Annotated in this window: 15 protein-coding genes; 6 read left to right on the plus strand and 9 right to left on the minus strand. The window is 56.8% G+C overall.

All coding sequences use genetic code 11. From position 1 onward, the window contains the following. Positions 1-108: 108 nt before the first annotated feature. The 5 genes from mnmE to rpmH all read right to left on the minus strand — a co-directional run bounded on the left by mnmE (position 109) and on the right by rpmH (position 4,044). Positions 109-1,485: a tRNA uridine-5-carboxymethylaminomethyl(34) synthesis GTPase MnmE gene (gene mnmE, locus WG29040_RS17830; protein WP_003437982.1), complete on the minus strand. Its 1,377-nt coding sequence runs from the start codon at positions 1,483-1,485 to the stop codon at positions 109-111. A gap of 80 nt (positions 1,486-1,565) precedes the next feature. After that, positions 1,566-3,251: a membrane protein insertase YidC gene (gene yidC / locus WG29040_RS17835; protein WP_003437981.1), complete on the minus strand. Its 1,686-nt coding sequence runs from the start codon at positions 3,249-3,251 to the stop codon at positions 1,566-1,568. Positions 3,252-3,253: 2 nt separating this feature from the next. Then, positions 3,254-3,499 carry a membrane protein insertion efficiency factor YidD gene (gene yidD / locus WG29040_RS17840; protein WP_003437980.1) on the minus strand — a complete coding sequence of 82 codons (246 nt, stop codon included), beginning with the start codon at positions 3,497-3,499 and terminating at the stop codon, positions 3,254-3,256. After that, on the minus strand, positions 3,492-3,893 hold the full coding sequence (rnpA, locus tag WG29040_RS17845) for a ribonuclease P protein component (RefSeq protein ID WP_029612709.1): 402 nt from the start codon (positions 3,891-3,893) through the stop codon (positions 3,492-3,494). Before rnpA ends, yidD begins: the two co-directional genes overlap by 8 nt. A gap of 16 nt (positions 3,894-3,909) precedes the next feature. Beyond that, positions 3,910-4,044, minus strand: a complete 135-nt coding sequence (gene rpmH / locus WG29040_RS17850; protein WP_003213577.1) for a 50S ribosomal protein L34 — start codon at positions 4,042-4,044, stop codon at positions 3,910-3,912. A gap of 563 nt (positions 4,045-4,607) precedes the next feature. Between rpmH and dnaA the strand changes: the two genes are divergently transcribed. The 6 genes from dnaA to WG29040_RS17880 all read left to right on the plus strand — a co-directional run bounded on the left by dnaA (position 4,608) and on the right by WG29040_RS17880 (position 14,524). Continuing rightward, positions 4,608-6,116 (plus strand): chromosomal replication initiator protein DnaA, encoded by a 1,509-nt coding sequence (gene dnaA, locus WG29040_RS17855; protein WP_127196614.1) that lies wholly within the window; start codon positions 4,608-4,610, stop codon positions 6,114-6,116. Between the two features lie 38 nt (positions 6,117-6,154). After that, positions 6,155-7,258, plus strand: a complete 1,104-nt coding sequence (gene dnaN, locus WG29040_RS17860; protein WP_003437977.1) for a DNA polymerase III subunit beta — start codon at positions 6,155-6,157, stop codon at positions 7,256-7,258. Between the two features lie 21 nt (positions 7,259-7,279). Then, the gene (recF, locus tag WG29040_RS17865; protein ID WP_003437976.1) at positions 7,280-8,383 is read left to right on the plus strand and encodes a DNA replication/repair protein RecF; all 1,104 of its coding nucleotides are present in this window, start codon (positions 7,280-7,282) and stop codon (positions 8,381-8,383) included. A gap of 5 nt (positions 8,384-8,388) precedes the next feature. Then, entirely contained in the window at positions 8,389-10,806 is a 2,418-nt protein-coding gene (gene gyrB, locus WG29040_RS17870) for a DNA topoisomerase (ATP-hydrolyzing) subunit B (RefSeq protein WP_003437974.1), read from the plus strand. A 344-nt stretch (positions 10,807-11,150) separates the two neighbouring features. After that, positions 11,151-12,806 carry a GMC family oxidoreductase gene (locus WG29040_RS17875; protein WP_010656724.1) on the plus strand — a complete coding sequence of 552 codons (1,656 nt, stop codon included), beginning with the start codon at positions 11,151-11,153 and terminating at the stop codon, positions 12,804-12,806. Positions 12,807-12,901: 95 nt separating this feature from the next. After that, positions 12,902-14,524: an MFS transporter gene (locus WG29040_RS17880; RefSeq protein WP_003437971.1), complete on the plus strand. Its 1,623-nt coding sequence runs from the start codon at positions 12,902-12,904 to the stop codon at positions 14,522-14,524. Positions 14,525-14,756: 232 nt separating this feature from the next. Here WG29040_RS17880 and WG29040_RS17885 read toward each other — a convergent pair whose 3' ends face one another. From WG29040_RS17885 to glyQ, 4 genes are all read right to left on the minus strand, one after another. Beyond that, complete coding sequence (locus WG29040_RS17885; RefSeq protein WP_003437968.1) at positions 14,757-15,539, minus strand: 1-acyl-sn-glycerol-3-phosphate acyltransferase; 783 nt, start codon at positions 15,537-15,539, stop codon at positions 14,757-14,759. 77 nt (positions 15,540-15,616) lie between these two features. Then, the gene (gmhB, locus tag WG29040_RS17890; protein ID WP_029612713.1) at positions 15,617-16,153 is read right to left on the minus strand and encodes a D-glycero-beta-D-manno-heptose 1,7-bisphosphate 7-phosphatase; all 537 of its coding nucleotides are present in this window, start codon (positions 16,151-16,153) and stop codon (positions 15,617-15,619) included. 8 nt (positions 16,154-16,161) lie between these two features. Further along, complete coding sequence (gene glyS / locus WG29040_RS17895) at positions 16,162-18,216, minus strand: glycine--tRNA ligase subunit beta (RefSeq protein ID WP_003437966.1); 2,055 nt, start codon at positions 18,214-18,216, stop codon at positions 16,162-16,164. Next, positions 18,213-19,166 carry a glycine--tRNA ligase subunit alpha gene (gene glyQ / locus WG29040_RS17900; RefSeq protein WP_003437964.1) on the minus strand — a complete coding sequence of 318 codons (954 nt, stop codon included), beginning with the start codon at positions 19,164-19,166 and terminating at the stop codon, positions 18,213-18,215. Before glyQ ends, glyS begins: the two co-directional genes overlap by 4 nt. Positions 19,167-19,197 lie beyond the last annotated feature (31 nt).

Here is a 19,197-nt window from a genome sequence, read left to right on the forward strand (position 1 = left end):
GCATTGGACTAACACCTCTGTGGATGTGGGGAATGGAAACTATACCGAAAACTGTAGGAGCGAGCTTGCTCGTTATCTTTTAACCGCTCGCTCCTACAGGGATCTTGGCTATTTACCGATACAGAAGCTGGAGAAGATCCGTCCCAGCAGATCATCCGAGCTGAATGCTCCGGTAATCTCGCCGAGGGAATGCTGGGCCTGACGTAAATCCTCCGCCAGCAACTCACCGGCACCTGCCAGGGTCAGCTGTGCCCTGCCGTGCTCCAGGGCATCACTTGCATGGCGCAACGCCTCCAGGTGACGACGGCGTGCACTGAAGCTGCTCTCAGAGGTCTGCTCGTAGCCCATGCAGGCCTTGAGATGATCGCGCAGCAACTCGAGGCCATCTCCGGCATCTGTGGAGCGGGCACTCAAGCTGATGGTCACGTGGCCATCGTCACAGACCTGCAGACGAATATCCTCTCCGGTCAGGTCAGCCTTGTTGCGGATCAAGGTTACTTTGGCCGGGTCCGGACGCTGCTGCAAAAACTCGGGCCACAGGGCAAAGGGGTCATCAGCCTCTGGTGCAGTCGCATCCACCACCAGCAACACCCGGTCAGCTTCACCAATGGCCTTCAGCGCTCGTTGTACACCGATTTTTTCGACTTGATCATCGGTGTCGCGCAGACCTGCAGTGTCTACCACGTGCAACGGCATGCCATCGATGTGGATATGTTCACGCAATACGTCACGGGTGGTGCCGGCAATTTCAGTAACAATTGCGGCTTCGCGTCCGGCCAGTGCGTTGAGCAAGCTGGACTTTCCTGCATTGGGCCGGCCGGCAATCACTACTGTCATGCCGTCCCGCAACAATGCGCCCTGGCCTGCCTCGCGCATCACGGTGGATAACTCTTGGCGAACCTTGTCGAGCATCCCCAGCACGTGGCCATCGGCCAGAAAGTCGATTTCCTCTTCCGGAAAATCAATCGCAGCTTCGACGTAGATGCGCAAACCGATCAATTGTTCGGTCAAGTTATGCACACGCTGCGAAAACGCTCCCTGCAAGGAGCGCAAGGCATTGCGTGCCGCCTGTGCAGAGCTGGCCTCGATAAGGTCGGCAATGGCTTCGGCCTGGGCCAGATCGAGCTTGTCATTCAAAAATGCGCGTTCACTGAACTCGCCCGGGCGTGCCAGGCGGCAACCCAGTTGAATACAGCGTTGCAGCAACATATCGAGAACAATGGGGCCGCCGTGACCTTGCAGTTCCAGCACGTCTTCGCCGGTAAAAGAGTTGGGGCCCGGGAAGTACAGCGCGATGCCTTCATCGAGTACTTCGCGGTTTTCCCCATAAAACGGACCGTAGTGGGCGTAGCGCGGCTTCAATTCGCGCTCGCTGAATGCTTTGGCTGCGATGCTTGCGAGCGGGCCGGAGATACGCACGATACCCACACCACCTCGGCCTTGGGCAGTTGCCACAGCGGCAATGGTTTCAGCAGCAACACTCATAAAACAGGCCTCAAAACAAAAGTGATGGAAAGCAAAACGCCCCACTAGGGGGCGTTTTGAGTGGTGCTCACCAGAGTAAGTTACTCGGCTGCTTTTTTGGTAGCAGCTTCGACCTTACGTGTGATGTACCACTGTTGGGCGATGGACAGGCAGTTGTTCACAACCCAGTACAGCACCAGACCAGCCGGGAACCACAGGAAGAAGAAGGTGAAGATGATTGGCATCAGCTTCATCACCTTGGCCTGCATCGGATCCGGAGGAGTCGGGTTCAGACGCTGCTGGATGAACATGGTTGCGCCCATGATGATCGGCAGAATGAAGAACGGGTCCTTGATCGACAGGTCGGTAATCCAGAGCATGAACGGCGCCTGGCGCATTTCAACACTTTCCAGAAGTACCCAGTACAAGGACAGGAAGACCGGCATCTGCACCAGAATCGGCAAGCAGCCGCCCAGCGGATTGATCTTCTCTTTCTTGTACAGCTCCATCATCGCTTGCGACATTTTCTGGCGATCATCACCGAACTGCTCTTTCAGAGCGGCCAGTTTTGGTGCCACAGCGCGCATGCGGGCCATCGACTTGTAGCTGGCGGCCGACAGAGGGAAGAAGATCCCTTTGATCAGCATGGTCAGGAAAATGATCGACCAGCCCCAGTTACCTACCAGGCTGTGGATATGTTGCAGCAGCCAGAAAATAGGCTGGGCAATGAACCACAGGATGCCGTAGTCGACAGTCAGTTCCAGGCCTGGGGATAACTCTTTGAGCACACCCTGGCTTTTCGGACCGGCGTACAAGGTAGCGCTGGTTTCGCCTGTTTTGCCCGGCTCAACGGTCAAGGTTGGACCGGTAAAACCGATGATGTAGTTGCCCTGGCTGTCTTTACGGGTCTGAACTACGTTGGAATCACCCTTCTGAGGAATCCACGCGGTTACAAAGTAGTGTTGCAGCCATGCAACCCAGCCACCTTGAACGGTTTCTTTCAGCTGGCCCTTGTCGATATCTTTCATCGACACTTTTTTGTACGGCTCAGAACTTGTCCACAGGGCGGCGCCCAGGTAAGTCGCAGTGCCGGTGGCGGTGCTGGAAGAAGGATCGGAGCTGTTGTCGCGTTTCAATTGCGCGAACAGGTTGCCGTTCCACGGCTTGCCGCTCTCGTTATCAATCAAATAGCTGACTTGAACATCGTACAGGCCACGCTTGAGCGTGAAACGCTTGATGTAGTTGATCCCGTTTTCGCTGAATTTCAGGTCAACGACCAACTGATCCTGGCCTGGAGCCAGTTCATAAGTCTTTTTATCTGTGCTGAAAACCGGGCGACCTGCAGGGCGGGCATCCGGTCCATCAACACCTGTCAGGCCGCTTTGAGCCAGATAGGTGCGTTCGTTGCCGTTATCGAACAACTGGAAAGGAACATCCGGGTGGTCCTGACGGCGCGGATAAAGCGGCAGACGCAACTGGGCAATGTCGCCACCCTGTGGATCAATCGCAATGTCCAGAACATCCGTTTTCAGGTGGATGAGATCTTTGCTTGCAGCAACCGGAGTTTCAGTCGGTGTGCTGGTATCGCCATTGGCGCTGGGTACATCGGCACTGTTGGAAGCGTTGTTACCTGAAGCCGTGTCGGGCAAAGCCGGCGCGGTGGTGCTGCTGGCGGCAACATTCTGAGTCGGCAGTGCAGCTTGGCCGTAGTCCTGGTTCCATTTCAGGACCATAACGTAGGACACGACTGCTAGAGCGACGATCAGGATCGTGCGTTTAATATCCATGATTACTCGGCCATCGAAGAAGAACGGGAGGTAGGGATAGGTGGAACCGGGTCGTAACCACCGGGATTCCACGGGTGACAGCGACCTAAACGACGAAAGGTCAGCCAGCCGCCGCGAAGAACGCCATGATTTTCGATGGCTTCCAACGCGTAGCAGGAACAACTGGGGTAGAAACGGCAGTGGCTGGCCATCAAAGGACTAATGGCATAACGATAAAACTGGATCGGAACGAGCACCAGTTTACGCATCAGGACTGCCTACCCCTACAGTTTCGGTTTTAACCGCTGGAACTGGCGCGTTACGGGCCAGACGCTTCCAGAGTTTGCCGAAATGCTGAATCAATTCGGGGTTCTCTACGTCACCCAAACCTTTGCGCGCGACGATAACGATATCCCAACCAACCAGTAAATCTTGGTGGAGACGAAACGATTCACGCATCAAACGCTTAAGGCGATTGCGCTCAACGGAGAGCTTTACGCTCTTTTTACCGATCACTAACCCCAAACGGGGGTGATCGAGATCGTTGCTGCGCGCAAGGAGCAGGAGATTTTTCCCCGGAACCTTGCCGGTGGGGGAGTCAAAGACTGCCTTGAAATGTCGGGGAGTGAGTAACCGCTTTTCCCGACTGAAGTCCTGACTCACCACCATTGTCTGATTATCAAACTGCCAGACGTGCACGGCCTTTGGCGCGGCGACGCGACAGGACTGCACGGCCGTTTTTGGTTGCCATGCGAGCACGGAAACCGTGAGTGCGGGCGCGTTTGATAGTGCTTGGTTGGAAAGTACGTTTCATGTCGTGCTACCTGGTTCGTCCACAACGGGCCGGAATGGCCCCCGTTTTAAGAGACCGGCGATTCTAGAGAAAGCAAGCCGATAGGTCAATTTCCAACCAACGTTTACTGCTAAATAGATGTTTGGCCTTTTGCACAGCCCTTTCACCAGCCAACTATAAAAATAAAGAAACGAAGTATTTAAAGCTCTTTTATAAAGCTTATTAAACTTAGGGAAGCCATCTTCTGTGGATAACTCGCTCTAGGCTAGATAAATCAACGTTCTCAGAGGATGACAACACTGTCGAGAAGCCGTGCTCTGCCTGTGCTGCACCCTCGGATAAGCTGTGCACGAAAGGGCTATTTATCCACAGGCCAGTTATGCACAGAGTTTCGACCCCACTTGTGCAACGAGCTTAGGCCCGCTTATCCACAGACCTTATGCACATACCATTTGTCGCTTTGTTCACAGCAAAAAGGCGAATCTCCCCTTATAGGCAGGCAACCTACATGTGGATAAGTGGGCGAGTGCTCGCTACAATGGCGCCTGTTTTTGCCTCACCGGCTTTCAACTTAGGGGATATCCGTGTCAGTGGAACTTTGGCAGCAGTGCGTAGAGCTTTTGCGCGATGAACTGCCTGCCCAGCAATTCAACACCTGGATCCGTCCACTACAGGTCGAAGCCGAAGGCGACGAGTTGCGTGTGTATGCACCCAACCGCTTTGTTCTCGACTGGGTCAACGAGAAGTATCTGAGCCGTTTGCTCGAACTGTTGAATGAGCACAGCAATGGCATGGCGCCTGCGTTGTCCTTATTAATAGGCAGCAAACGCAGTTCAGCTCCTCGTGCAGCACCCAATGCGCCGCTGGCGGCCGCGGCTTCTCAACAAGCCCCGGCCCCGGCGAGCACACCGACTGCCTCGGCTCCTGCGTCAGCGCCCGCACCTAAACAGTCGGCTCAAGCAAGCGAAGAACCTTCGCGTGCCAGCTTCGACCCGATGGCGGGTGCCAGTTCGCAACAGGCGCCTGTACGCGCCGAGCAGCGAACTGTTCAGGTTGAAGGTGCGCTCAAGCACACCAGCTACCTGAACCGCACCTTTACCTTCGAAAACTTCGTAGAAGGCAAGTCCAACCAACTGGCCCGCGCTGCGGCGTGGCAGGTGGCGGATAACCCCAAGCACGGTTACAACCCGCTCTTCCTTTATGGCGGCGTTGGCCTGGGTAAGACTCACTTGATGCACGCGGTGGGTAATCACCTGCTGAAGAAGAACCCGAATGCCAAGGTCGTGTACCTGCATTCCGAGCGTTTTGTAGCTGACATGGTCAAGGCCTTGCAGCTCAACGCAATCAACGAATTCAAGCGCTTCTACCGTTCGGTGGACGCCTTGCTGATCGATGATATTCAGTTCTTCGCACGCAAAGAGCGCTCGCAAGAAGAGTTCTTCCATACCTTCAACGCCCTGCTTGAAGGCGGCCAGCAAGTCATCCTCACCAGTGACCGTTATCCGAAAGAAATTGAAGGTCTTGAAGAGCGTCTCAAGTCGCGCTTCGGCTGGGGTCTGACGGTTGCTGTTGAACCGCCGGAGCTTGAGACCCGGGTCGCGATCCTGATGAAGAAAGCCGATCAGGCCAAGGTCGACCTGCCTCACGACGCAGCGTTCTTCATTGCCCAGCGCATTCGTTCCAACGTGCGTGAGCTCGAAGGTGCGCTCAAGCGTGTCATCGCTCACTCGCACTTTATGGGCCGTGACATCACCATCGAGCTGATTCGCGAATCCCTTAAAGACCTGCTGGCGCTACAGGACAAACTGGTCTCTGTGGATAACATCCAGCGCACAGTGGCCGAGTACTACAAGATCAAGATTTCGGACCTGCTGTCCAAGCGCCGTTCGCGCTCGGTGGCGCGACCACGTCAGGTCGCCATGGCACTGTCCAAAGAACTGACCAACCACAGTCTGCCGGAAATCGGCGACGTGTTTGGCGGTCGCGATCACACCACGGTCTTGCACGCATGCCGCAAGATCAACGAACTCAAGGAATCCGACGCGGACATCCGCGAGGACTACAAGAACCTGCTGCGAACTCTGACAACCTGATGACACCAGCGCAGCTTATTAAGGCAAGGGACTAGACCATGCATTTCACCATTCAACGCGAAGCCCTGTTGAAACCCCTGCAACTGGTCGCAGGCGTTGTTGAACGCCGCCAGACCTTGCCGGTATTGTCCAACGTGCTGTTGGTTGTCGATGGCCAGCAACTGTCGCTGACCGGTACCGACCTTGAAGTCGAGCTGGTTGGTCGGGTACAGCTGGAAGAGCCGGCTGAGCCAGGCGAAATCACCGTGCCTGCTCGCAAGCTGATGGATATCTGCAAAAGCTTGCCCAACGATGCCCTGATCGACATCAAGCTCGACGACAACAAGCTGGTGGTCAAGGCCGGGCGTAGCCGCTTTACGTTGTCCACCTTGCCAGCCAACGATTTCCCGACTGTGGAAGAAGGCCCGGGTTCGCTGACCTGCAACTTGCAGCAAAGCAAACTGCGACGCCTGATCGAGCGCACCAGCTTCGCGATGGCTCAGCAGGACGTGCGTTACTACCTCAACGGCATGCTGCTGGAAGTATCGGCCGGCATCATCCGTGCCGTGGCCACTGACGGTCACCGTCTGGCCATGTGCTCGATGAAAGCCGATATCGGCCAGCCGGACCGTCACCAGGTGATTGTCCCGCGCAAGGGTATCCTTGAGCTGGCGCGCTTGCTGACCGAACCGGATGGTGAAGTCAGCATCGTTCTGGGTGCTCACCACATCCGTGCCACCACCGGCGAGTTCACCTTCACCTCCAAGCTGGTAGACGGCAAGTTCCCGGACTACGAGCGTGTGCTGCCCAAAGGCGGTGACAAGATCGTGATTGGTGATCGCCAGGCACTGCGTGAAGCGTTCAGCCGTACCGCGATCCTGTCCAACGAGAAATACCGTGGTATCCGCCTGCAACTGGCCAATGGCCAGCTAAAGATTCAGGCCAATAACCCGGAACAGGAAGAAGCGGAAGAAGAAGTGGGCGTTGACTACAACGGCGGCTCGCTGGAAATCGGCTTTAACGTAAGCTATCTGCTGGACGTGCTGGGCGTAATGACCACTGAACAAGTGCGACTGATCCTGTCTGACTCCAACAGCAGTGCCCTGGTGCAAGAGTCTGACAACGACGACTCGGCCTACGTTGTTATGCCGATGCGCCTGTAACTTATGCACAGCCCAAGCTAGATGTCCCTCAGTCGTGTCACAGTCACCGCGGTGCGTAACCTGCACCCGGTGACCTTCTCCCCTTCCCCCCGCATCAATATCTTGTACGGCGCCAACGGCAGCGGAAAAACCAGCGTGCTTGAAGCCATTCACTTGTTGGGGCTGGCGCGTTCGTTTCGAAGCGTGCGGCTCAATCCGGTAATTGCCCACGAGCAACAGAGCTGTACAGTTTTTGGCCAGGTCGAGCTGGCTGAGGGCGGGCACAGCGCGCTGGGTATCTCCCGGGACCGGCAAGGGGAGTTTCAAATTCGGATCGACGGCCAGAACGCACGCAGTGCGGCGCAGCTGGCCGAGATCCTGCCGCTGCAATTGATCAACCCGGACAGCTTCCGCTTGCTGGAAGGCGCCCCCAAGATCCGCAGGCAGTTTCTCGATTGGGGTGTGTTCCATGTGGAACCGCGCTTCATGTCGACCTGGCAGCGGCTACAGAAGGCCCTGCGGCAGCGGAACTCATGGCTGCGGCATGGTACACTCGACGCCGTTTCACAAGCGGCCTGGGACCGGGAACTGTGCCTGGCCAGTGCCGAAATTGATGAATACCGCCGCGCCTACATCAAAGCCTTGAAACCAGTCTTTGAGCAGACCTTAAGCGAGTTGCTACAACTCGAAGGCTTAACGCTGAGCTATTACCGTGGTTGGGACAAAGACCGTGAGCTGAGTGCCGTACTCGCCGCGTCCGTCCACCGGGACCAGCAAATGGGTCACACCCAGGCCGGACCACAACGTGCTGATTTGCGCCTTAAGTTGGGCTCAAACAACGCAGCAGAGATCCTGTCGCGGGGGCAGCAGAAGTTAGTGGTCTGTGCATTGCGTATTGCTCAAGGGCACTTGGTTAGCCAGGCCCGACGCGGCCAATGTATTTATCTGGTGGATGATTTGCCGTCCGAGCTGGACGAGCAGCATCGCAACGCCTTGTGTCGCTTGTTGGAAGACTTACGCTGCCAGGTATTTATTACCTGTGTAGATCACGAATTATTGAGGGAAGGCTGGCAGACGGAAACGCCAGTTGCCCTGTTCCACGTGGAACAGGGCTGTATCACCCAGACCCACGACCATCGGGAGTGAAGGCATTGAGCGAAGAAAACACGTACGACTCAACGAGCATTAAAGTGCTGAAAGGCCTTGATGCCGTACGCAAACGTCCCGGTATGTACATTGGTGACACCGACGATGGCAGCGGTCTGCACCACATGGTGTTCGAAGTAGTCGACAACTCCATCGACGAAGCGCTGGCTGGCCATTGCGACGACATCACCATCACCATCCACCCGGATGAATCCATCACCGTGCGCGACAACGGCCGCGGCATTCCGGTAGATGTGCATAAAGAAGAAGGCGTTTCTGCAGCCGAGGTCATCATGACCGTGCTGCACGCTGGCGGTAAATTCGATGACAACTCCTACAAAGTATCCGGCGGCCTGCACGGTGTAGGTGTGTCTGTTGTAAACGCCCTTTCCGAATTGCTGGTACTGACTGTACGTCGTAGCGGCAAAATCTGGGAACAGACCTACGTTCACGGCGTTCCTCAAGCTCCGATGGCTATCGTTGGCGAGAGCGAGACCACCGGCACCCAGATCCATTTCAAGCCGTCTGATCAGACCTTCAAAAATATCCACTTCAGCTGGGACATCCTGGCCAAGCGGATTCGTGAACTGTCCTTCCTGAACTCCGGTGTCGGCATCGTCCTCAAGGATGAGCGCAGCGGTAAAGAAGAGCTGTTCAAGTACGAAGGCGGTCTGCGTGCATTCGTCGATTACCTGAACACCAACAAGACTCCGGTCAACCAGGTGTTCCACTTCAGTGTTCAACGTGAAGACGGCATCGGCGTAGAAATCGCCCTGCAGTGGAACGACAGCTTCAACGAGAACCTGTTGTGCTTCACCAACAACATTCCGCAGCGCGATGGCGGTACGCACCTGGTGGGCTTCCGCTCTGCCCTGACGCGTAACCTCAACACTTACATCGAAGCAGAAGGTCTGGCCAAAAAGCACAAGGTCGCCACCACCGGTGATGACGCCCGTGAAGGCCTGACCGCGATCATCTCGGTGAAAGTGCCGGATCCGAAGTTCAGCTCCCAGACCAAAGACAAGCTGGTTTCTTCTGAAGTGAAGACCGCTGTTGAACAGGAAATGGGCCGCTTCTTCTCCGACTTCCTGCTGGAAAACCCGAACGAAGCCAAGCTGATCGTCGGCAAGATGATCGACGCGGCACGTGCCCGTGAAGCAGCACGTAAAGCCCGTGAGATGACCCGTCGTAAAGGCGCGCTCGACATCGCAGGCTTGCCGGGCAAACTGGCCGACTGCCAGGAAAAAGATCCGGCGCTGTCCGAACTGTACCTCGTGGAAGGTGACTCTGCTGGCGGTTCCGCCAAGCAGGGACGTAACCGCCGTACCCAAGCGATCCTGCCGTTGAAAGGCAAGATTCTTAACGTTGAGAAAGCGCGTTTCGACAAGATGATCTCTTCGCAAGAAGTGGGCACCTTGATCACTGCACTGGGTTGCGGTATTGGCCGCGACGAGTACAACATCGAAAAACTGCGTTATCACAACATCATCATCATGACCGATGCTGACGTCGACGGTTCCCACATCCGTACCCTGCTGCTGACCTTCTTCTTCCGTCAGCTGCCGGAACTGATCGAGCGTGGCTACATCTACATCGCTCAGCCGCCGTTGTACAAAGTGAAAAAGGGCAAGCAAGAGCAATACATCAAAGACGACGAGGCCATGGAAGAGTACATGACCCAGTCGGCCCTTGAAGATGCGAGCCTGCACTTGAACGAAGATGCCCCTGGCATCTCCGGAGAAGCGCTGGAGCGTCTGGTACACGACTTCCGCATGGTAATGAAGACGCTCAAGCGTTTGTCGCGCCTGTACCCACAGGAGCTGACCGAGCACTTCATCTACCTGCCGGCCGTTACCCTCGAGCAGTTGGGCGACCACGCTGCCATGCAGGAATGGATGGTGAAATACGAAGCCCGCCTGCGTCTGGTCGAGAAGTCGGGTCTGGTCTACAAGGCCAGCCTGCGCGAAGATCGCGAGCGTAATGTCTGGTTGCCGGAAGTCGAACTGATCTCCCACGGCCACTCGACCTTCATCACCTTCAACCGTGACTTCTTCGGCAGCAACGACTACAAAACCGTTGTGACCTTGGGCGCTCAACTCAGCACTCTGCTGGACGAAGGCGCTTACATCCAGCGTGGCGAGCGCAAAAAAGCCGTGACCGAGTTCAAGGAAGCACTGGACTGGTTGATGGCCGAAAGCACCAAGCGTCATACCATCCAGCGCTACAAAGGTCTGGGCGAAATGAACCCGGATCAGCTCTGGGAAACCACGATGGACCCAAGCGTGCGTCGCATGCTGAAAGTCACCATCGAAGACGCGGTCGGTGCCGACCAGATCTTCAACACCTTGATGGGCGACGCCGTAGAACCGCGCCGTGAATTCATCGAGAGCAACGCACTGGCAGTGTCCAACCTGGACTTCTGATGGTGTAGCGAGCAGTACAAAAAAAGCCAACGCTTAGCGTTGGCTTTTTTTATGGGAAAAAATCCTGTGGCGCCAATAACAGTCCATGCTCAGTTACACAGAATTCCAGCAAACATCCCCACTACCCGCAGCCTTACAGATTTGTGCAAGGTGCACCGGGTGCTGATCCAGTCGCTGGGTTACAGCGACTTTTGCGTGTCATGCAGTTGGGGAAGCGCAATACCCGTCCCGGCACTTTTGAGGGGGCAGTGCAAAAACGCACAAGCCATGGGCGAAATCACGCGTTTCAAACTCGGAATTAATCAATACGATGGTGCAGGACAAGAACAATAAAAAGGTGATGCATGACATCAGCCAGCAAGGTGTACGACTTTATCGTGGTGGGCGCCGGACCTGCGGGTTCAGTGCTGGCGAATCGGCTGTCTGCCGATCCCCGTCATAGCGTGCTGCTGCTCGAAGCGGGTGGCCAGGATAACTACCCGTGGATTCACATCCCCGTGGGCTACCTCTATTGCATTGGTAACCCGCGTACCGACTGGTGCTTCAAAACCGAGGCCCAGGCCGGTTTGCAAGGCCGCAGCCTGAGTTATCCACGGGGCAAGGTGCTGGGGGGCAGTTCGTCGATCAACGGCATGATTTACATGCGTGGCCAGTCGAGCGATTACGACCGCTGGGCCGAGCTGGGCAATCCGGGCTGGGCCTGGAAAGACGTACTGCCGCTGTTCAAACGCAGTGAAAAACACTTTGCCGGCAACTCGGATTTGCACAGTGCTGACGGCGAGTGGCGGGTCGAGCAACAGCGCTACTCGTGGCCGATTCTGGATGCGTTCCGTGATGCCGCCGAGCAAAGCGGCATTGCCACCGTTGACGATTTCAACGGCGGCGACAATCAGGGCTGTGGATATTTTCAGGTTAACCAGCGGGCCGGTGTGCGCTGGAATGCTTCCAAGGCATTTTTACGGCCAGTACTCAAACGGCCTAACCTGACCGTATTGACCGATGTGCAGGTCGACAAAGTAGTACTTGATCAAGGTCGCGCCACCCGGGTCAACGCCCGCAGGCAAGGTATCGAACAGGCCTTTACCGCCCGTCGCGAGATCATCCTGTGTGCCGGCTCCATTGGTTCTCCGGGCATCTTGCAGCGCTCGGGCATCGGCCCTCGCCCGCTCCTGGAAAGTCTGGGGATTACTGTGCAGCACGCACTGCCCGGCGTCGGCGGTAATCTGCAGGACCACCTGCAACTGCGTCTGATCTTCAAACTGACCAGGGCACGCACCCTTAACCAGGTGGCCAATAGCCTGTGGGGCAAGATCGGCATGGGCCTGCGATATGCCTACGACCGCAGTGGTCCACTGGCCATGGCACCGAGTCAATTGGGGGCTTTCGTCAAATCCGCTGCGGATCAACCTTCGGCCAACCTGCAATACCACGTGCAGCCGCTGTCCCTTGAGCGTTTTGGCGAGCCGCTGCACAGTTTCCCGGCCTTCACCGCTTCGGTGTGCAACTTGCGCCCCAAAAGCCGTGGCCGGGTTGATATCCGCTCGGCCAACCCGGACGACGCGCCGCTTATCGATCCCAATTACCTGAGCCACCCCGATGATTTAAAGGTCGCGGCAGATGCCATTCGCATGACCCGCCGCATCGTGGCCAGTCCTGCCCTGCAAGTCTTTTCACCCGAGGAATACCTCCCGGGCCAGGCGTTGCAGACCGAGCAGGAGCTCTATGAGGCTGCCGCGCGCATTGGCACCACGATCTTTCACCCTGTGGGCACTTGCCGCATGGGGCAGGACGCAGACGCGGTGGTCGATGCCGAGCTGCGGGTACACGGGGTGCCAGGCTTAAGGGTGGCAGACGCGTCGATCATGCCCTTCATCGTTTCAGGCAATACCTGCTCACCAACCTTGATGATTGGCGAAAAGGCCGCGCAGCTGATTCTTGCGGCGCCTGTTCACACACGAGAAACAGAAAACACCCGCACACAAGCAGCACCGGTCGCCTGAATGCGATCGTGGTTTCGGACGCAGTCATCCGCAACCGACAGTGGACAACAACAATAATCACTGTGGCCCCATTCATGGGGCTGAGGGCATTGCACATGTCAGACTCAATTGCACAACAGGCTGTTTCTGCCAAGGGAACAACCGGCCGTGAAGAACGAAAGATCATTTTTGCGTCATCCCTCGGGACGGTTTTCGAGTGGTATGACTTTTTCTTGTATGGCGCTTTGGCGACCGTTCTCAGCAAACAGTTTTTTGCCGGGGTCAACGACACCACAGCGTTCATTTTTGCCTTGATGGCCTTCGCCGCCGGCTTTCTGGTGAGACCCTTCGGTGCATTGGTATTTGGCCGGTTGGGCGACATGATCGGGCGTAAATACACCTTCCTCATGACCATCATTCTGATGGGTTTATCGACCTTTGCCGTGGGGCTGCTACCCACTTACACCAGCATCGGCATTGCGGCACCGATCATGCTCGTGCTGTTACGCATGCTCCAGGGGCTGGCGTTGGGCGGTGAATACGGCGGCGCGGCGACCTACGTGGCGGAGCACGCAGCGCCCGGCAAACGCGGTTTCAATACCAGCTGGATTCAATCAACTGCCACCCTGGGGCTGCTGCTGTCGCTGGTGGTGGTACTGAGCTGCCGCTACCTGACCGGTGACCAGTTTGAAGTCTGGGGCTGGCGCCTGCCGTTCCTGCTGTCCATCGTGCTGCTGGGCATCTCGACCTGGATCCGCATGAGCATGCATGAGTCCCCGGCCTTCGTAAAAATGAAGGCTGAAGGTAAAACCAGTAAATCGCCGATCCGGGAATCGTTCGGCAAGTGGGAAAACCTCAAGATCGTGCTGATTGCACTGTTCGGCATCAACGCCGGCCAGGCCGTGACCTTTTACACGGCACAGTTTTACGTACTGTTCTTCCTTACCCAGATGCTCAAGATGGACCCGGCCCAGGCCAATATGCTGCTCATCATCAGTGTGGTTATCGGCGCCCCGTTCTTTATCTTTTTTGGCTGGCTGTCGGACCGCGTAGGTCGTAAACCCATTCTGATGCTCGGGCTATTGCTGGCCACGGTGCTGTATTTCCCGCTGTTCAAAGGCCTGAGCCACTATGCCAACCCGCAAATCGATACGGCCAGCCGTCAGTCGCCGATTGTAGTGATGGCTGACCCGGCAACCTGCACCTTCCAGTTCGATCCGGTGGGTAAGGCGCGTTTTGACAGCCCCTGTGACAAGGTCAAGACCTTCCTGGTCAAACAGGGCCTGCCTTACACCTCCCAGGCCGTGGCGCCGGGCACTGATGTCCAGGTGTCGGTGGGTGAGACGCAGATCAAAGGCTTTGACGAAGCGGCCATGCGCGCTGCGATCAACGAAGCGGGCTACCCCGCCAAGGCAGATCCGAGTGCGGTCAACCAGCCGATGGTGGTGCTGATGATGGTTCTGCTGACGCTCATCGCAACCATGACCTACGGCCCACTGGCTGCAGTGATGGTGGAACTGTTCCCGACCCGGATCCGCTACACCTCCATGTCCCTGCCGTATCACATTGGCAATGGCTGGTTCGGCGGCTTTTTGCCCACCGTCTCCTTTGCCCTGGTGGTCTACACCGGGGATATCTTCTACGGGCTGTGGTACCCGGTGGTGATCACCGGGGTCAGCCTGGTAGTGGGCATGCTGTGCCTGAAGGAAACCCGAAACGTGGATATCGACAAGATATAAACGGCGATTACCCTGCAGGAGCGACGCTCGATTTCTTGCGAGCCCTTGAAAAGCTCGCTCCTACACAGGACAGGTATATGTCAGGCACAAAAAAACCGGCTAATCAGCCGGTTTTTTTAGTGCCTGGAAAAACTTATGCACGTTTTTCATTGAAAAGTAATGCCGCGAAATAAGTATATAAATCATTAAGTTACGGATGTTTTATGAAGATAATCCAAAACTTGTGCACACGTTATCCACAATTTGCCTGGTCTGTGGTTGCAGTGGGTGCCGTCACCGGTGGCAGTGAACCCATTTCGCGCTGAGTGCTCTCGTTCCAGGCTTGCACCCGGTCATTGAGCTCTGCAATTGCCCGGGGCCCAGTGCCATTGGCGTACATCGGTTCGCCAATCACCAGCTCAATGGTGCCGGGTTTTTTCGCCCAGCCTGTCTTGGGCCAGTATTTGCCGGCATTGTGGGCTATTGGCAATACCGGCAACTCGGCGTTTACGGCCAGTGCGGTACCGCCTCGGGAAAACTTGCCCACCTGACCGAATGGCACACGTGTGCCTTCCGGAAAGATCAGCACCCAAATGTTGTCCTTGAGCAGCTCGTCGCCCTTTTTGGCGATGTGCTTGAGCGCCGCCTTGGGGTTGTCGCGGTCAATGGCAATCGGGCGCAGCATCGCCATCGCCCAGCCAAAGAACGGTACATACAGCAGCTCGCGCTTGAGTACCTGACTCAACGGCTGAAAGTAGGCCGAGAGAAAAAACGTCTCCCAGGTACTTTGATGGTTGGCCAGGATCACGCAAGGCTGTTGTGGAATATTTTCAGCACCCTTCACTTCAACCTGAATGTTAAGAAACACCCGGGTCAGCCACAGAGCGCAGCGGCACCAGTACACGTTAATAAACCGGTAACGCGCACGAAACGGCAGGAACGGGGCGACAAAAAAGCTCAGTGAGCACCACAGCAGGGCGCTGGTGCCCAGCAGCAGGTAAAAGAAGAAGGTTCTGATGGCCTGCAGTATCGACATAGCGACTTTTACCGTTGCGGATAAAGCACCGCTTAACCGGCCTGCACCTAGGGTTCAGGCGGGTGTTCGGGGGTGCTTTATTTGTGGATAAGTTCTGCGGCAACTGCCGCCAGATCGTCAAATATTAGGGTATTGACCGGTAACTTCTTGGCCAAAGTCAGCAGGCCTTTTCCGGTCTTTACCAAAACTGGCTGAGAATCGACGGCTTGTGCGGCCTGCAAGTCACCCAAACTGTCGCCGACAAACCAACATTCGGCCAAATCAGCACCGTAATGCTCGGCAATGGTCTGCAACATGCCCGGTTTTGGCTTGCGGCAAGCGCAACCCTCGTCGGGGCCGTGAGGGCAGTAAACAATCAAGCCGACCTCGCCACCCTGCTCGGCCACGAGCGCCCGTAAACGCTCATGCATGGCCTCCAGGGTCGCGACGCTGTAGTAGCCGCGGGCAATGCCGGACTGGTTGGTCGCGACCGCGACGGTCCAGCCCGACTTGCTCAACTGCGCAATGGCCTCGATCGCGCCAGGGAGCGGGAGCCACTCCTCGACAGACTTGATGTAAGCGTCGGAGTCATAATTGATCACTCCGTCCCGATCGAGAATCAGCAGTTTCAACAGTAAACCCCTTAGCCCAGCAGCGAAATGTCGGCAACGCCCAGGAACAGACCGCGCAAGCGCGCCAGCAGTGCATAGCGGTTAGCCCGCACACTCGGGTCTTCAGCGTTGATCATGACCGCTTCGAAGAACGCATCCACAGGCTCGCGCAACGATGCCAGACGTGTCAGCGCTTCGTTGTACTGGCGGGCAGCTGCCATTGGCTGTACTGCTTCGTCGGCTTTCTGGATGGCCGAGAACAGCGAGAACTCACTGGCATTATCGAAATAACGCGCCTCGACATGGGTCGAAACCGTGCCTTCAACTTTGCTCAGCAGGTTCGATACGCGCTTGTTCACCGCGGCCAGGGCGGCGGCTTCCGGCAATTGACGGAAGGCCTGTACTGCTTGCACACGCTGATCGAAGTCCAGTGCCGAGGTCGGGTTCAACGCACGTACCGAAAGGTAAGTGGCGACGTCCACGCCTTCATCTTCGTAACGCGCACGCAGGCGGTCGAAGATGAACTCCAGCACCTGGTCAGCCAGGCCGGCCGACTTGATCTTGGCGCCGAATGCGCTGACAGCGAAGTTCACCGCTTCGGTCAGGTCGAGGTCGAGTTTCTTGTCGATCAGTATCCGCAAGATACCCAGCGCTGCACGACGCAATGCATAGGGGTCTTTGCTACCGGTAGGCAGCATGCCGATGCCGAAAATACCGACCAGGGTGTCGAGCTTGTCAGCAATGGCCACTGCCGCGCCGGTCAGGGTACCCGGCAACTCGGCGCCAGCACCGCGTGGCATGTACTGTTCGTTCAATGCCAGCGCAACATCCTGCGGCTCGCCATCGTTGAGGGCGTAGTAGTAACCGGCAATGCCTTGCATCTCCGGGAACTCGCCGACCATTTCAGTGGCCAGGTCGCACTTAGACAGCAGGCCGGCACGGGCTGCGCGCTGTGCGTCGCCACCAATGCGCGGAGCAATCAACGCTGCCAGCTTGGAAACCCGCACCGCCTTGTCGTAAACGCTGCCCAGTTGCGCCTGGAACACTACGTTTTGCAGGCGCAGGTTGAAGCTTTCCAGAGTCTGCTTCTTGTCTTGCTTGAAGAAAAACTCGGCGTCGGTCAGGCGCGGGCGAACCACTTTCTCGTTACCCGAGACGATCTGCTGCGGGTCTTTGCTCTCGATGTTGGCCACAGTAATGAAACGCGGCAGCAACTTGCCATCAACGTCCAGCAGGCAGAAATACTTCTGGTTGTCCTGCATGGTGGTGATCAGGGCTTCTTGCGGCACATCGAGGAAGCGCTCTTCGAAAGAGCACACCAGCGGTACCGGCCATTCAACCAGCGCGGTCACTTCGTCCAGCAGGGCTGGCGGCACGATTGCGGTACCTTCCTGCATGGTTGCCAGTTCGGCCACACGCTTGGAAATCAGCTCGCGACGCTCGTTGAAATCCGCCAGCACGTGGGCTTGGCGCAAGTCTTCGAGGTAGTTGGCCGGAGCGCTGATGCGCACACTTTCCGGGTGGTGGAAGCGGTGACCACGGGAGTCGCGACCGGATTTCTGAGCCAGGATCGTGCAGTCGATGACTTCATCGCCCAGCAACATCACCAGCCATTGGGTCGGACGCACGAACTCGACCTTGCGGGCGCCCCAGCGCATGCGCTTGGGAATAGGCAGATCGTTCAGCGAGTCTTCAACGATGGTCGGCAGCAGGCTGGCGGTCGGCTTGCCGACGATGACCTGGCTGAAACGCAGTTTTGGACCGCTCTGATCGATTTCGCTCAGTTCAACGCCACATTTCTTGGCAAACCCGAGGGCCGCCTGGGTCGGGTTACCTTCAGCATCGAAGGCGGCCTGGCGTGGCGGGCCGTCGATGTTGATGCTGCGATCCGGTTGCTGGGTTTCGAGCTGAGTCAGCAGCACGGCCAGACGACGGGGCGCGGCGTAAACTTTTTTCGCGCTGAATTTCAAACCTGCGCTTTGCAGGCCTTTTTCAATCCCGGCCAGGAAAGCTTCGGCCAGGGTATTCAGGGCTTTTGGCGGCAGTTCTTCAGTGCCCAGTTCAACCAGAAAATCTTGAGCACTCATTGTGCAGCCTCCAACTTAGCCAACACTTCATCACGCAAATCAGGTGGAGCCATCGGGAAGCCGAGCTTGGCGCGGGCTTCGAGATACGCCTGGGCCACCGAGCGCGCCAGGGTCCGCACACGCAAGATGTACTGCTGGCGTGCAGTGACCGAAATGGCCCGGCGCGCATCCAGCAGGTTGAACGTGTGGGATGCCTTGAGCACCATCTCGTAGCTTGGCAGCGGCAGCGGTTGATCGAGTTCGATCAGACGCTTGGCTTCGCTTTCATAGAAATCGAACAGTTCGAACAGTTTGTCGACGTTGGCGTGTTCGAAGTTGTAAGTCGATTGCTCGACTTCGTTCTGGTGGAACACGTCGCCGTAGGTCACTTTGCCGAACGGGCCGTCAGTCCATACCAGGTCGTAGACTGAATCCACACCCTGCAGGTACATCGCCAGACGCTCGAGGCCGTAGGTGATTTCGCCGGTTACCGGGTAGCACTCGATGCCGCCTACTTGCTGGAAGTAAGTGAACTGCGTGACTTCCATGCCGTTGAGCCAGATTTCCCAGCCCAGACCCCAGGCGCCCAGTGTCGGCGATTCCCAGTTGTCTTCCACGAAACGAATGTCGTGCACCAGCGGATCCAGGCCGATGTGCTTCAGCGAGCCCAGGTACAGCTCCTGAAAATTAGGCGGATTGGGCTTGAGTACTACCTGGAACTGGTAGTAATGCTGCAGACGGTTCGGGTTTTCGCCGTAGCGGCCGTCAGTCGGACGACGACTGGGCTGCACATAAGCGGCGTTCCAGGTTTCCGGGCCCAGAGAGCGCAGAAACGTGGCGGTATGGAATGTGCCGGCGCCCACTTCCATATCGTAGGGCTGAAGCACCACACAACCTTGCTCGGCCCAGTATTGCTGGAGGGCGAGGATCAAGTCTTGGAAGGTACGCACTGCTGGCGTAGGCTGGCTCACAAATTCACCTGTTTCTTGGGCTGCGATTTAA

This window comes from Pseudomonas sp. PAMC 29040 (assembly GCF_003994535.1).
GTDB classification, from domain to species: Bacteria; Pseudomonadota; Gammaproteobacteria; order Pseudomonadales; family Pseudomonadaceae; genus Aquipseudomonas; species Aquipseudomonas paraversuta.